Source organism: Limosilactobacillus balticus (genome assembly GCF_014145615.1).
In the GTDB taxonomy this organism is placed as follows: Bacteria; Bacillota; Bacilli; order Lactobacillales; family Lactobacillaceae; genus Limosilactobacillus; species Limosilactobacillus balticus.
In genome coordinates this window covers 1-16,606 of record NZ_JACIVH010000061.1, presented here as the reverse complement: position 1 = coordinate 16,606, position 16,606 = coordinate 1, and the positions used below count along the sequence as shown (strand labels likewise).

At 37.4% G+C, this 16,606-nt stretch carries 7 protein-coding genes; all 7 read left to right on the top strand.

The window, feature by feature from the left end:
• Positions 1 to 1,585: C39 family peptidase (locus H5S10_RS03855; RefSeq protein ID WP_182588776.1), on the top strand; the 1,585-nt coding region annotated here is incomplete at its 5' end.
• Positions 1,586 to 1,716: 131 nt separating this feature from the next.
• Positions 1,717 to 3,879: an Lreu_0056 family protein gene (locus H5S10_RS03850; RefSeq protein ID WP_182588775.1), complete on the top strand. Its 2,163-nt coding sequence runs from the start codon at positions 1,717 to 1,719 to the stop codon at positions 3,877 to 3,879.
• A gap of 165 nt (positions 3,880 to 4,044) precedes the next feature.
• Complete coding sequence (locus tag H5S10_RS03845; protein ID WP_182588773.1) at positions 4,045 to 5,535, top strand: C39 family peptidase; 1,491 nt, start codon at positions 4,045 to 4,047, stop codon at positions 5,533 to 5,535.
• A 28-nt stretch (positions 5,536 to 5,563) separates the two neighbouring features.
• Entirely contained in the window at positions 5,564 to 7,633 is a 2,070-nt protein-coding gene (locus H5S10_RS03840) for a KxYKxGKxW signal peptide domain-containing protein (protein ID WP_182588771.1), read from the top strand.
• Between the two features lie 256 nt (positions 7,634 to 7,889).
• Complete coding sequence (locus H5S10_RS10215; RefSeq protein ID WP_269153495.1) at positions 7,890 to 9,668, top strand: C40 family peptidase; 1,779 nt, start codon at positions 7,890 to 7,892, stop codon at positions 9,666 to 9,668.
• Positions 9,669 to 10,228: 560 nt separating this feature from the next.
• Positions 10,229 to 11,854, top strand: a complete 1,626-nt coding sequence (locus H5S10_RS10500) for a C40 family peptidase (protein WP_269153494.1) — start codon at positions 10,229 to 10,231, stop codon at positions 11,852 to 11,854.
• Between the two features lie 151 nt (positions 11,855 to 12,005).
• Positions 12,006 to 16,427 (top strand): glycosyl hydrolase 53 family protein, encoded by a 4,422-nt coding sequence (locus H5S10_RS10270; protein ID WP_182588769.1) that lies wholly within the window; start codon positions 12,006 to 12,008, stop codon positions 16,425 to 16,427.
• The last annotated feature ends 179 nt before the right edge of the window (positions 16,428 to 16,606 follow it).

Here is a 16,606-nt window from a genome sequence, read left to right as displayed (position 1 = left end):
AAAACATTATAAGATGTATAAAAAGGGGAAGAATTGGTGCTATATGGCAATTGCCACATTGGCAATAGCAGTTGGCGCTTTATCAGTTTCACAGGGGGTAAGTGCTGATACTATTAATAGTACAGTCAATACCACCAGTGTTACAGTAGCTTCACCAAAGGCACAGGATCAAACGACTGATGTTGCTGTGGAAGTAACACCTGCAACGCAAAGTACAAGTGAAACGGCTAAGCAAGATGATCAGGCTAATTCAATTGCTCAAACTGATCAACAAGCCCTAGTTGCAAGTAAGATTGCTGTAGCTCCGCAAGCAGCTGCTTCACAGAGTGGTTGGCAAACAGATAAGGGGAGTAGCTATTACTATAAAGATGGTCAAAAGGTAACTGGTCAACAAACCATTAATGGTAAGAATTATTATTTTAATACCCAAGGTCAGCTACAAAAGAACTACTTTTTAAATCAAGCTAACCATACCTATTATTTCCAAGCAGATGGTACCCGGTTGGATGATGGCTTCTATAATAATTGGGGCCACACTTACTATTTCCAAAAGGATGGTTCCCGCTTAGACAACGGATTTTACAATAACTGGGGTCATACCTATTACTTTGGTCAAGGTGGAGCTCGCCTAGATGATGGTTTCTATAACAATTGGGGTCACACCTACTACTTCCAAAAAGATGGTTCTCGTTTAGATAACGGTTTCTATAATAACTGGGGTCATACCTACTACTTTGGTCAAGGCGGTGTTCGTCTAGATGATGGCTTCTACAACAATTGGGGCCATACTTATTACTTCCAAAAGGATGGTTCTCGTTTAGATAACGGTTTCTATAATAACTGGGGTCATACCTACTACTTTGGTAATGATGGCGCTCGCTGGGATAATCGTTGGTATAGTAACTGGGGTCACAAGTATTACTTCGGCCAAGGGGGAGCCCTTGCTACTAATACCTTCTTCAATACCCTTGGTGTTGATGGTGATTATGATGCTCATTGGGCTAATGGCTCCGGAATCGTTAGTGATGTTCATTACTTTAGCCAATATACCCCAGTCTTTGCACCATGGGGATGTGCAGGTGCATCTTTAGCAATGCTTTTAAGCATTAAGAATGTATATCCTAATCTTTACGACTTGATTCATAATGAACCAAATGTTTATGGTAGTCGTAACCAAGGTTGGAATGGTGGCCAGTCTGGTAACGTTACTACGGGTGCTGGATTTGATCATGTTATTCAGCCTAATGCCTTAAGCAGTTATGGGCAGAAATTCTATGGCGGAATTCGTGATATCTCTTACACAAATCTTTCAAAGATTGCGCAAGTTGTTCAAAGCGGGCATCCGGTACTCTATTATGGTTGGTCTGCTTATGATGCAGGTGGAAACCGTAATCACTGTAAAGTTATTTTAGGTTATAACGCTCATAACAATACATTCCATGTCTATGATCCGCTTTATGGATATAAGGGTCGGTGGACTGCTCACTCGACTGGTGGCAATGCATACGATCTTGGTAATAACGCTTGGGTTCCAGCATGGCACATTCAGGGTGAAATGAGCGGTCAAGCATTATCCATTTATTAATTCTAAAATTCTTAAATAACTTATGTCTATTTTTGGGCATAGGTTATTTTTATTACTGTCGTCAATGAATAAGTGTGTTATGATTTATTTGTGATTAGTATATTGAGATATAATATGCGGAGGAGAACATAATGAAAAAACATTTTAAAATGTATAAAGACGGCAAAAAATGGTGTGTCGCAGCGATTGCTACAATTTTACTTGCGGCAGGAGTGACATTAGTTAATCCAGCAGTTCACGCTGATGAAACAACTAATGATACTACGACTACTGTTCTTGATACTACCAATAGCAATAATCAAGGTACCAATACTGATCAAAGTACTAGTACAACGGTAAATGCTAATCAACCAACAGCAAATAATGATCAATCATCGTCAGCAACTTCTGAAAGTAATCAAGACTCTCATCAGCAGGGAGTGGTTAATGATTTCGAAGCAGTAAAAGTTGCAGCAACCGATAATGACCAAAGAGTTGGTGAACAAAAGACGGTACCTGCAACCGGTACTCCTAATAGTTTTTCGACAATCAATGATAATACCTATTATTATAACCAGAAGGGTGAGTTAGCTAAGAACTTCTTCTATAATAATTGGGGTCATACTTATTACTTCGGTAATGACGGTGCTCGCTGGAATGATCGTTTTATGAATGCTTGGAATAATACTTATTATTTCGGTAATGATGGTGCTCGTTGGGATAATCGTTACATGGTAAGATGGGGGAATGCTTATTATTTCGGCAATGATGGGGCACTAGCTAAGAATAAGACGTTAAATGTTAACGGTACTAATCAATGGGTAAACGCTCAAGGAATTATTCCTTTACGCAATCAATTTTTGACCGCTAATAATAACCAACTTTATTACTTTGATGGTAATGGCTCATTAGTTACTAATAAGTTTTACCATAATTGGGGTAACACTTATTACTTTGGTGCTGATGGAGCACGGTATACCAACCAATTCTTAACTATGAACGGTAAGGTTTATTACTTCGACAACACTGGAGTGATGTATCAAAACCGTTATTATAAGAACTGGGGCAATACCTATTACTTTGGCGCTGATGGTGCCCGTTACACTGACCAATTTATGAACAAGGATGGCAAGGTTTACTACTTTGGCAATGATGGGTCAATGTACCAAAACCGTTACTACAAGAACTGGGGTAATACCTATTACTTTGGCGCTGATGGTGCCCGTTACACTGACCAATTTATGAACAAGGATGGCAAGGTTTACTACTTTGGCAATGATGGGTCAATGTACCAAAACCTTTACTACAGGAACTGGGGCAATACCTACTACTTTGGTGCTGATGGTGCCCGTTACACTGATCAATTTATGAACAAAGATGGCAAGGTTTATTACTTTGGTAACGATGGATCGATGTACCAAAACCGTTACTACCATAATTGGGGTAACACTTATTACTTTGGCGCTGATGGTGCGCGTTACACCGATCAATTTATGAACAAGGATGGCAAGGTTTACTACTTTGGCAATGATGGGTCAATGTACCAAAACCGTTACTATAAGAACTGGGGCAATACCTACTACTTTGGTGCTGACTGTGCTCGTTATACTGATCAATTTATGAACAAAGATGGCAAGGTTTATTACTTTGGTAACGATGGATCGATGTACCAAAACCGTTACTACAAGAACTGGGGTAACACTTACTACTTTGGTGCTGATGGTGCCCGTTACACTAACCAATTGCTTCGCTTAAAGGGCAATGACGATAATTCACAAATCCACTACTTTGATGCTCAAGGTCGAATGGTAACTAATAACTGGGCTCAATTGCAAGGAGCAATGCTTTACTTTGACAATAGTGGTTTCCCAGTAAATGGTAAGCAAACTATTAATGGTCAGACTTATTTATTTAAGGATTATAGTTTGGTTCCTAGTGGTAATTACAAGATTACCTACAACCAATACCTTAGTACTTTAGTTGGGTTATACCAAAATGCCGATTGGTTTAAGGAAAATGCTAATAGTGGTCATATGTTATATGGTGTCGCTAATGAGGGTGTTAATAAAGGCTACCACTTTATTACTGCTAATGGTGACCCAACCAGCTGGATTTATTTCAAGGAAGATACAAATAATAACAAGATGATTATTAAGTATCTTGATAGTACGACTGATGTCGCAGTTGCTAACAAGCAATATGTCGAAAAGATTGTTCCAATGGATGAGTTAACATCTATTTATGATCATGAAGATAATGTCACAATGGTTAGTGATTATGCTAATAAGTTAAGTTATTTCAAAAATAATAAATAATTAGTGATGGGCTTTGTAATGTTAAATTTAGCGTTACAGGGTCTATTTTTTTATTCACTAATTGGTGTTAAATGAAAAAAATGCATGATTGCTGAAAAAGTATCCGCATTTTAATAGTAAGGGTGTATTATGTTAAAGTGTTAATAATTGCTAGGGAGGATAATTATGAAGCGTTATAAGTTAATCAAGAAGGGCAAGAGATTATGTACAGTTGCCTCTGCTGTGCTGTTTGCTGCAATGGGGCTGGCAATTTTGCCTAATAATGTAAAAGCAGATGTAGATACAACTAATCAAGTTCAAGTGAGCGCTCAGCAGGAGAGTAATATTAAAGCTACTTCCTTAAATACTGATAGCCAATCAAATAATAATTCACCAGTAGTTCAACAAAACAATAAAGAGTTAACAGCTATTAACCCTCAAAGTTCAACAATTCAAAATGGCTGGCAACAAAGTGATAATAATACTTATTATTATCAAAATGGGCAAAAGCTAACTGGTCAACAGACTCTAAACGGTAAAGACTACTACTTTAACAGTCAAGGTCAGCAGCAAAAAAATTATTTTTTAACGCAAAATAATCATACTTACTACTATCAAGCAGACGGTACCCGTTTAAATGATGGCTTCTACAATAATTGGGGTCACACTTATTACTTCCAAAAAGATGGCGCTCGATTGGATAACGGATTTTATAACAACTGGGGTCACACTTATTACTTTGGTCAAGGTGGCGTCCGCTTAGATGATGGCTTCTACAATAATTGGGGTCACACTTATTACTTCCAAAAAGACGGTGCTCGTTTAGATAACGGATTTTATAACAACTGGAGTCACACTTATTACTTTGGTCAAGGTGGCGTTCGCCTAGACAATGGCTTCTATAATAATTGGGGCCATACCTATTATTTCCAGCAAGATGGCTCCCGGTTAGATAACGGTTTCTACAACAATTGGGGTCGAACCTATTACTTCGGCAGTGACGGTGCCCGCTGGGACAACCGCTTTTATAATAATTGGGGCCACACTTACTACTTCGGTGGTGATGGTGCCCTCCAAAAACAAGACTTTGCTATCGGCCATCAAAATTATTATGTTGATGCCAATAGTGGAATAATTAATGGGACACTATTAAATGCTCCCTACATTAGTCAATATCAAGTAGGTGACATGGCTTGTGAAGCAACGGCTTTACTAGAAGCTTTGCATAATAAAGGCTATGCTAAAAACTATGATATCCAATCATTTATTAAGACGATGCCGATTGCTGCTAACGGTAATCCTAATGATGGATTTGGTGGTGGCTACCAACGGGTTACCTATGGTATTTTCCAGTCAATTTATCCTGCGCCATTATCAAAATGGGGTTCGCAGTTTGGCAATGTTCAAAATATTTCAGGGGCAACACCAGCTGACCTGCAAAATCAACTACTAAGTGGTAATCCGGTTGTTGTCTATGTGACAATGCACTGGGCTGCACCGCAGTATGGTCATTACTGGTGGGGCACCGGTGTCAATAATAGTCATGTGATGACGGTTGATGGTTATCGACCAGGGCAGTACCATGTTGAAGACCCAGCTGGGGGCTCATACTGGGTATCTGCAAGCAATTTTGAAAATTCGTATAATATTAAGCGGTTTGCTGTTGTAGTTAAGTAGGCGTTTTATTAGGGAGAGAATAGTTTTGATGATCAAAAAACACTTTAAATTGTATAAGAACGGTAAATTATGGTGTGTTGCTGCTATTACAGCCTGTGCTTTTGCATTGGGAACAGTAACTGCTTATGCTGATGTTACACCAAGTGCGCTGGTAACAACGGAAACTACTAGTACTATTGCGGCTAATTCGCAAAATAATACTCCACAGCCCCAAAGTACCGCCGAAGAAGTGAAGCAACCAGTAACGCCTGCTGCGCAGAATCAGACTACTGCGAACAGTACTGTTGCTAAAGTAGGTCAACCGAACACCTTTAGTACTGTTAATAATAATGTTTATTATTATGGTAATGATGGGAAACTATACCAAAATCAGTTCTACAATAATTGGGGTCATACTTATTATTTCGGTGATAATGGTGCGCGTTACACCAATCAATTTTATACTAATTGGGGTCATACCTACTATTTTGGTAACGATGGCGCCCGCTGGGATGATCGGTTTATGAATGCTTGGGGGAATGTTTATTACTTTGGAAATGACGGTGCCCGTTGGGACAATCGGTGGATGAACCGTTGGGGTAATGATTATTACTTCAAGCAAGATGGCTCACGAGCAACCTCCCAAACTTTAACGATTGGGAACTCTACTTATTTATTTGACAATCAAGGGAGGATGCAACGTAATCAATTTGTGAACCAAAATGGTAAATTACATTATTACGGTAACGATGGTCACGAATATCAAAACCAGTTTTATAACAATTGGGGTCATACTTATTACTTTGGGGTCGATGGTGCGCGGTACACGAACCAGTTTTATACTAATTGGGGTCGGACCTACTACTTTGGCGGTGATGGCGCCCGCTGGGACGATCGCTTCATGAATGCTTGGGGAAATGTTTACTACTTTGGTAACGACGGTGCCCGTTGGGATAATCGGTGGATGAATCGCTGGGGTAACGACTATTACTTCAAGCAAGATGGTTCACGAGCAACCTCCCAAATCTTAAATATTGGTAATGGTACTTACTTATTTGATGGTCAAGGACGGATGCAACGTGACTACTTCCTAAACCAAAATGGTAAATTGTATTATTTCGGTAAAGATGGTCGCCAGTATAAGAACCAGTTCTATAACAATTGGGGTCATACCTACTACTTCGGTGCCGATGGTGCCCGCTATACCAACCAAGTTTATACTAATTGGGGTCGGACCTATTACTTCGGCGCTGATGGTGCCCGCTGTGATAATCAATGGGTTACTTTAAATGGTAAGCGATACTACTTTAAATCAGATGGTTCTCGGGCGACATCCGAATTTTTAGGGATTAACGGGAATACTTATCATTTTGATGATCAAGGAATAGCTACTAGCTGGGGAAAAGTATACTATGATGATCCAGCTACTAAGAAGATTGCTACTGGGTGGCGAACTATTAATGGTAACCGTTATTACTTTGCCGATGGTTATGATGTCCAGCCCGATCCTGATGATCGTTGGGTTTATAATGACCAACTACACGGCCAAATGTATACTGGTATTCAATGGGTTGACGGCCATTGCTACAATTTTGGCACTGATGGAATTGCTCGTCCGCTACCACAAAATGATGGTTGGAGTTGGCCGTTCCCTAGTACTGGTGAAGGATGGTTTTACCCTGGTCAACGCTTTGGTTATACGCCATACCCACGTAAAAACGGGTACCATGATGGCTTAGATTTTGGTAAAACTGATCATCCAGGATCTGCTGTTCACGCTGTTCATGGTGGGCGAGTTCTTGATGTCAATACTGTTAATGATGATAACGACAAGCCATTATGGTGGTTTACAACGATTTGGGACGGTCGTTATCTATATGTTTATCAAGAAGCATTTAGTAATCGAGATAAGATAACCGTAAAACGTAATGATATAGTATATCCAGGTCAAGTTATTGGGTATCGTGACTTAGATCACTTGCACCTAGGAATAAATACCAGTCCAAATTACGGAGTTGATCTTAAAAATTCATTTGTTCCAAGTTGGAATGATCCTAACGAAGCAACTGGACATGGTGAATGGTTGAATCCGCAAACGGTTATTCGAAATCATGGTTAAAATAGTAACAGCGTTAAATTATTGAAAGAATGAGGTTATATTTACACGTAAATTTGTGTAGATATAACCTTATTTTGTTTTAATTGATATTTTAAGGTAATGAATGTCCTGATTAATTTGAGTACAATTATTTTTTAACTGTTAATATTATTACCGCACTTAGTAACTGTTTAATCTATTTGCAACACTTTGTGAAAAGAATTACAATATAGCTAGAGTTGTAGAAGTAGTAGAATTTACTATGAGGAGTGAGACTATGACAAAGGCGAGGTATCAATTAAGTAATGCTTGTAAAAAGTGGGTAAGAAATGTTACTGGCATAAGTTTGGCATTATTGGGAATGTCTATTTGTTTAACCGGCAATGTATCAGCAAGTGATATAAATAATAACACAGCAAATCAAGATGATAATGTAACCTTACAAACACAAAAATTTACTCCAGATGATAGTGCAATTTTAGAAGATAGCACAAATACAATTTCAGCTAATTCTTCCAACTTTGAATCAAATGATTTAACTGAATATTCCGTCCAATTAAACCAACAAAATTCGGTTGAAAATGGTTGGCAAAAAAATACGCAGGGCAAAATGACATACTATCAGGATAGTAAGCCTTTGAGTGGTCGACAGTATTCATATTTACCAACTATTCCAAATACCTCGGCACAAGGAGATCATAATTGGTATCTAGTTGATAATGGAGTGGTACAGTCTGGTTTTCAAGCTTGGGCTGGCTCGCATTATTATTTTGATCCATCAACGTATTTAAGAGTTGATAATGATTACCGTACTATTGGTGATGGAACAACTGGCTATCTTTTAGGAAAAGATGGTTGTGCATTAAGTGGCGTGCAGAAGTGGGCTGGAACCTACTATTATTTTGACCCAACTACTTATTTAAAACAGAATGATGTATATGCTACATCCCAGTGGGGTATGAAGTATATGTTTGGCAAAGATGGTCGAATTGTAACGGGATTATATAAATGGGATAAGAACGGTCAATTATATTACTTTGATCCAACTACCTATCTAGCAGTTACTAATAATTACATTCAAGCTAACGATGGAAATTGGTATCTATTTACCGCTGACGGGACAGCTGCAAGTGGTGTGCAAAAATGGGCAGGAACTTATTACTACTTTGATCCTGTAACTCATCTTCGGGTTGATGATGATTATGTAACCTCGCAGTGGGGATTAAAATACATGTTCGGTAAGGATGGCCGAATCGTGACGGGATTATATAAATGGGATAAAAACAGTCAATTATATTATTTTGATCCAACTACCTATTTAGCAGTAACAAATAAATATATGCAGGCTAATGATGGACACTGGTATCTGTTTACTGCAGATGGGACTGCAGCTAGTGGTGTTCAAAAATGTGATAATACCTATTACTACTTTGATCCAACAACGCACCAACGTGTAGATAATAATTATGTTCAATCACAATGGGGCGATTGGTATATGTTTGGTCCTGATGGTCGGATTGTAACTGGTGAAACGAAATGGTATGGGAATTATTATTATTTCGATCCTGTTACTTATTTAAAGGTTACAAATAAATGGGTTAATGGTAAATACTATAAAGCAGACGGTGCCCGTGCTCAAAATGAATCTTTGAATATTAATGGGCAAACTTACAATTTTGATAATAACGGTAATGTAATTTTTAGTAGAGCAGCGCAAATAGTTAACATTGCAAAACAACAGTTGGGCAAGCCTTATGTTTGGGGAGCAACTGGGCCTAATTCATTTGATTGTTCAGGATTAGTACAGTATGTATATCGGCAGATAGGTATAAACCTACCGCGAACTACTTATGATCAAGAATATCAAGGTACAGCGGTTAATTTGAACGCGCTTCAACCTGGTGATTTACTGTTTTGGGGTAGTTATGGTAGTGCCCATCATGTTGCAATTTACATTGGTAATGGGAATTTTATTCAGGCTCCGACACCTGGTCAAAGCGTTAAAATAACCAATATAAATTATTATCGTCCTGATTTTGCAAGGAGAATCTTATAATAGATTGGCAGAAAAATATTAAAGAAAAAGTCAGTTAGCGAAGAAGATTATAGGACATCCGATGGTAACCATTATTACTATTTCTGGATCGATTCAGTTGATACCTCAAATGTAAATTATAATGAATTTAATGAGGCATCATAATTTTGGATTAGCAGGTTTGTTTTATGTTCTTAGTCGATTAATATGAATTAAAGTAAATTTAAGAGATATAGGCTATGCCAACATTGATGTTAGTCTAGTTTTTTATCAACTCAAGCGACTATTGAATAGTAAATAAAATCAATTTGAAAAAACATACGATATGGAAAAATAAAAGATAAGTGAGATTATTGAAATTAATTTTGTAGTAATTTTAAGAAAGGGATTACAATATTAATGCAATAGATTTTATTATAATGAGGAGATGCTCTTATGTACGGCATTATTATTAAGAAAGTGGAAACTAATTGATTACACAGGAATGAAGGGATTTTTACCAAGACTTTGATTTATGTGAAACTAGTTTGATAGGGAGTTAGGTAGTTATTATGTATAAGAGAAGATTAAAATTTTATAAAATGAGTAAAGAACATAGTATAAAAATTACTGAATTTATAATAATGTTAACTGGGCTAACTATTATTGGGTCCACAAGTTATGCTGATACTAATACTAATATAGAACCTCAAATATTATCTAATGTGGAGACCGCTACTGGATCTACTGAATTAAATACTACAGGAGGGAATCAACAGTCTGTAAAAAATATTGACTATAATACTCAAGTAAATGATGGATATATTGATTCTGTTACGGCAAATAAAGAAGATAGGCAAAATATATATGTTAGTGGTTGGCATGCCACTAATCAATATCGACAAGGAATGAATCACTATCTTATTACATTAAATGGAAATAATAATCAAGAATTATATAGGCAAAAATTAGGGTCAATATATAGACCAGATGTGCAAAATGTTTATCCTCAGGCACCAATCTCCGGAAATGGTGGGTTCAGTGCTCAAATCCCAGTTAGTTGCTTAAACAATGTTTCTTCGATTCGTTTTGTTTCTCGTTATACTTACAATGAAAATGGAGAGCCTAATGGAGGTGCTGATTTGTGGTACCCAAAAATTCAAACAAAAGAAGCGTGGTTAGATAACTTTAAGGTTAATGGTGGAAGTATTGAGGTAGCTGGTTGGCATGCAGACGATCAATCGGTTGCTAAGCAAAATCATTTCCTAATCTTGTATGATAAGACTAAAAACAGAGAAGTTACACGGCAAAAAGTGGATACTTTAGCAAGTGAAGACGTAGCGAAAGTTTGTAGCATTGCTAATGCAGAGAAAGCAAGGTTTGCTAGTAAATTTAAGATTACTCCTAATATGTTAGGGGATGAGTTCGTAATTATTAGTCGTTATAGTGATAACGACTTTGGTGAAGGAAATTATTCAGATTATTGGTTTAACAATACAATTAAAGTAGGTGAAAATGCAAATTCTGGCTATCTTGATGAATTTAAACTTAATAGTGCCAATAATCAAGTGATAGCAAAAGGTTGGCATGCAGCTGACAAATCTGCTTTGTTAAAGTACCATTTTCTTATTTTATTCGATAAAACTACAAATCGTGAAGTTGAACGACAAAATATACAAGTAATTTCAAGTCCAGATGTTGCTCAGAATGGCTATGGTAATATTAATAATGCTGATCGATGCCGCTTTAGGACCGTATTTAATATTAGCCCAGCAATAGCAAGTCATCAACTTGTGCTTGTTAGTCGTTATAGCGATGCATCTGATGGAGAAGGAAACAGAATCGATTATTGGTATAATGCTAATGTAATTTCTAATAAAGCTTCGCAGGTAATTAATATTGCACGTCAACAATTAGGTAAACCTTATGTTTGGGGAGCTGATGGTCCAAACTCATTTGATTGTTCAGGGTTAGTGCAATATGTATATCGGCAAGTAGGGATAAATTTACCGCGAACTACCTATACTCAAGAATATCAAGGGAAAGCGGTTAGCCTTAATGCCCTTCAACCTGGTGATTTATTGTTTTGGGGTAGTTATGGAAACGCCTATCATGTTGCAATTTATATTGGTAATGGGAATTTTATTCAGGCTCCGACACCTGGTCAAAATGTTAAAATAACCAATATAAGTTATTATCGTCCTGATTTTGCAAGGAGAATCTTATAATAGATTGGCAGAAAAGATACAATTTAATATTAAGGAAAAAGGTTCAGCTAGTATAGTTGAATCTTTTTTACTAAATTTTTAACTAATTGAAAACCTTTTTAGGATGATTTATATTAGATAAGTGAAATTTTTGTATTGAAAGGGCATTAAAATGGAAGCAAAAAAACATTTTAAACTATATAAAGATGGCAAAAGATGGTGTTGTGCAGCGATTACAACATTTGCTTTAGGATTTGGATTAACATTCATGAATTCAACAACTGTATTAGCAGATACTACTTTGAATTCAGAAGCAAATAGTGTAATTGAGAAATCAACATCTAATAATTCACTTACTCAATCTACTGATAAAAATAGTGAGATTCAGACTGGTAATTCTCAAGGAAGCTTAGTAAATAGCGTTTCTCAGCAAAATGGGGGGGTAGATAAGGCTGATGATTCAACGGTAACGGTTGCATCAAAAGATTCTGCTGTTAGTGTAAAAGCTACTTCAAATGATGAAGCAACAAGTGAAATACCACAAAAGTCAACGCCTGATACTTTTGCTACAATTAATGGTAATACTTATTATTATGGTGAAAATGGTAACCTTTATCGTAATCAATTTTACAATAATTGGGGTCACACCTATTACTTTGGTAGTGATGGTGCCCGTTGGGATAATCGATTTTATAACAACTGGGGTCGAACTTATTACTTTGGTGATGACGGTGCTCGTTGGGACAATTGTTTTTACAACAATTGGGGTCACACTTATTACTTCGGTAGTGACGGTGCTCGCTGGGATAACCAGTTCTATAACAATTGGGGTAATACATATTACTTTGGCAATGATGGCGCTCGTTGGGATAATCGCTACATGGTCAATTGGGGTAATGCCTACTACTTTGGTAATGACGGTGCCTTGGCTAAAAACCAGAATATTAGTGTGAATGGTACTCGTTACTGGGCTAATAATCAAGGAATTATTCCGCTTAAAAATCAGTTCTTAACTGCTAATAACAATCAGCTTTATTACTTTGATTCTAATGGTTCGTTAATAACTGATAAATTTTATCATAATTGGGGTCATACCTATTATTTTGGTAGTGATGGTGCCCGTTATACTGATCAATTCTTGAATAAGAATGGTAAGGTATACTACTTTGATAGTCAGGGAATTATGTATCAAGATCAATATTATAAGAATTGGGGTAATACATATTACTTTGGCAATGACGGTGCTCGCTATACTAATCAATTTATGAATAAGAATGGCAAGGTATACTACTTTGATGATCAAGGAATTATGTACCAAGACCAATACTACAAGAACTGGGGTCATACTTATTACTTTGGTGCAGATGGCGCCCGTTACACTGACCAATTCTTGAATAAGAATGGTAAAGTATACTACTTTGGTGATGGTGGTGTGATGTACCAAGATCAATATTACAAGAACTGGGGCAACGTTTATTACTTTGGCAATGATGGTGCTCGCTATACTAATCAATTTATGAATAAAGGTGGCAAGCAATACTATTTTGATGATCAAGGTATCATGCTGACCAATCAAGATAGAATCATTGACGGTAAATTCTATCATTTCAACGTTAACGGTGAAGCAACCCAAGTAAATGATCCTTCTGAAATTCGAAATACTGTTGCTAAGCAGGTAGCCGCAGCATTAAATAATGAAAATGTTCAAAATGTTGAATATGATTGGCAAAGTAAAGATCATAATTACCGTGAATTAGCCTTACATGATTTAGCCCAAGAGGTAGCACAGAGCGATACTAAAGCAGATAAGGCAATTATTGCTGACAAGTTAAAGAAAAATTCGTTATTAGCGGGTAATGTATTATCTGTATTTACCACTAATTTTAATAATGTTGACCTATCAACACTTGTTCAACGGTTTATCAATTCATTTAATCCAGCTGATGCTAATAATTCGGTATTGGGCGTAGGGGCAGATGCAAATAAAGATCAGGTAGCTATTGTTTTATTTAAACCAGGGCAAGAAAATGTTTCTCAAAAAGCAAGTTCGCCAGTAAATGTTAATATCAGTACCGTTTACCCTGCTGCCGGTTCCAATGTAACGGTAAAAGATGCCATTAAAGTTAACGACAACTTAAGTAATGCTGATGTAAAAGATGGCGTTACTCAATTTAGCAGTGAATTATTGCAAGGTAAACAAGGCACTCGAATCTCTGATGATGTGTTAAAAGCAATTTTTGCTGGTCTAGCAGGTAATGAATATGCTTTAGATGGTGCAAAGAATTACTATGCCGATAATGGGGATGCTTACCATTATGAATTTTGGCTAGCTGGAAAAGATGCTACTGAGAAGTTAAATAATTTCTTGACAGCTAATAATGGTGTTAAGTATGGTGACCCAATCAAGGTAACGTATACTGCTACTTTAACTTGGGGTGCAGCTAAGAGCACTGCTAATGATAAGACCCCGGCCAGTCAAAAAACTGCTGAAGAACTCAACCTAGCATATAAGACAGGTACTGATACTGGTCTCCGTTATGACAGTGTTACTGTTGAGAAGATTCCAAACATGTCAGATGATATGATTCGTGGAGTTGATATTTCCAGTTACCAGTCTTTAATTAATGCTGGTGTTAAATTCTATGACTTTAATGGTCAAGAAGCTAACTTATTTAAGGTGTTAAAAGATGCTGGTGTAAACTGGATTCGTCTTCGTCTATGGAATGATCCATACAATGCAGAAGGCTTTGGTTATGGTGGTGGAAATAATGATGAAGAGTCATTAGTCAAGATGGCTAGTGAGGCAAGTAAATATGGAATGAAAATCTTAGTTGACTTCCACTACTCTGATTTCTGGGCTGATCCAGCTAAGCAACCGCTTCCCAAAGCATGGAAGAATTTATCGTCAGCTGATCTTACAAAAGAGATAAGTTTATACACAAGCAAAGTTCTTAACGATTTGAAGCAGGCCGGCGCTGATGTTGAAATGGTTCAAGTAGGGAATGAAGTAACTAATGGTGCTTTTGGTATTTGGACCGACCGTGACCATGGTGGAAACTGGGCGACTACATGGGAAAGTGACCAAGGAAACCAAGTTGCTAAATATTTAGGAACCGCGTCAGGAGCAGTTAGGTCAGTATTACCAAATGCCAAGATTGCCATTCAGCTTGAGACACCAAACATTAGTAAGTATCGTAGCATTATGACGGTTTTGAAGAATAATAATGTCGATTATGACTACCTAGGAACTTCTTATTACCCATTCTGGTCGACTTATGACGGTAATAGTTGGTATGACAATGTTGATCTGGGTTATGGCGCAAGTACACCAATTAACTTAGAAGCGATTGAAAAGATGGCTTGGCGGGAATTTGGTAAGAAAACTGTTGTACTAGAAACAGGCTGGATTAATAATGTCAATGATGCTGATGGGACAGGAAATTCTATTAGTGCTAATGATGAGATTCAAGCATATAGTCATGATCCGCAAGGGCAGGTTAATGCAATTGAAGATATGTATAAAGCATTAGTTGCCCAAGGCGGAGTAGGTGGATTCTACTGGGAGCCGGCGTGGATTCCTGATAAAGCTGGTTGGCAAAATTGGGACTATAATAAGAAAATGTCTGATGTATATGGAACCGGTTGGGCATCAAAGAATGCAGTTGGTTATGCTCCAGATTCAGTGATGTATTACAATGGTCAGCCTACATGGGGTGGAACTACCTGGGATAATGTTGCACTATTTGATGATCAAGGTCACCCGCTTCAATCATTAAACGTTTATAAAGGAATGCTTGAAGGTTACAAGAGTCCTGAACAAGTAAAGTCGGCACTTAAATCAGTTGTTATTAAGATTTGGAATAATACCGATGTGAAGCCCAATGATGGTTTAGTTACTGGGAAAGTCTTAGATAATAAGGAATTTTTGAATGCTTCAGTAAGTAAGCAATTGAGTGGTGAAAGCAATCAAGTAATCGGTCAAGAAGCCTTAACCCAGATTGCTAATCAACTAAGTAATGGTATCTCCTCACCAATTTATGAAGCAGCTAATGGAGCTAAGTATCATTATGTTTACTGGCTCGAAGGCGATGCAAATAGAGTAGTCGAATTTGTCAATGATAATAAGGATGTTAAATACGGTCAGCCATTGATTGCTAAGTATTCAGCAACGGTGGTAGTTGATGCTGAACCTGGTGTTCAAGAGGTAACATCACCGATTAGTATTCGAGTTTCTAAAGTGTGGAATGAAGTTGGCGGTAAGCAAGTTGTTCTCACCGATCCATTAAAGGCAGGAGAACAACTTACAAAGGGTATCGATATGTCCTTGATAAATACTAATAGTGTAAAGCAACTGTTAACTGGTGCACAGGGGACAAATATTAGCACTGCTACTCTAAACAAGTTAAAAGAAAACTTACCACAAAATATAACTGGTACTGCTGATTATAAGACAGCGGATGGTAACCATTATTATTATGACTTTTGGCTTGATTCCGTTGATAGTAATAATACTAAATATGGCGAGCCAGTAACAGTTAACTATACTGCTTCCCTTAAATGGGCAAAAAAAGATATGGTAACTAGTGAAAATTAATTAGAAATACTGATAAACTTGCTTACCAAGCAGTTCGTATCCAATTTCAGATATGAACTGCTTTTCTTTGTGCGCCCGGCATGGGTATTAGCTAGGCGGTGAAAGTCCGCTATGGGCCGTAGTAGTCGGAACCATGAGCTGAGGACAAGGGTGTCCGTCGTGAGACGGAATCTGAAGGA

Excerpts from the sequence above, each read along its gene's own strand:
- H5S10_RS10500 (WP_269153494.1), top strand. The coding sequence starts at position 10,229 with ATGAGTAAAGAACATAGTATAAAAATTACTGAATTTATAATAATGTTA.
- H5S10_RS03845 (WP_182588773.1), top strand. The coding sequence starts at position 4,045 with ATGAAGCGTTATAAGTTAATCAAGAAGGGCAAGAGATTATGTACAGTT.
- H5S10_RS03840 (WP_182588771.1), top strand. The coding sequence starts at position 5,564 with ATGATCAAAAAACACTTTAAATTGTATAAGAACGGTAAATTATGGTGT.
- H5S10_RS03850 (WP_182588775.1), top strand. The coding sequence starts at position 1,717 with ATGAAAAAACATTTTAAAATGTATAAAGACGGCAAAAAATGGTGTGTC.
- H5S10_RS10215 (WP_269153495.1), top strand. The coding sequence starts at position 7,890 with ATGACAAAGGCGAGGTATCAATTAAGTAATGCTTGTAAAAAGTGGGTA.
- H5S10_RS10270 (WP_182588769.1), top strand. The coding sequence starts at position 12,006 with ATGGAAGCAAAAAAACATTTTAAACTATATAAAGATGGCAAAAGATGG.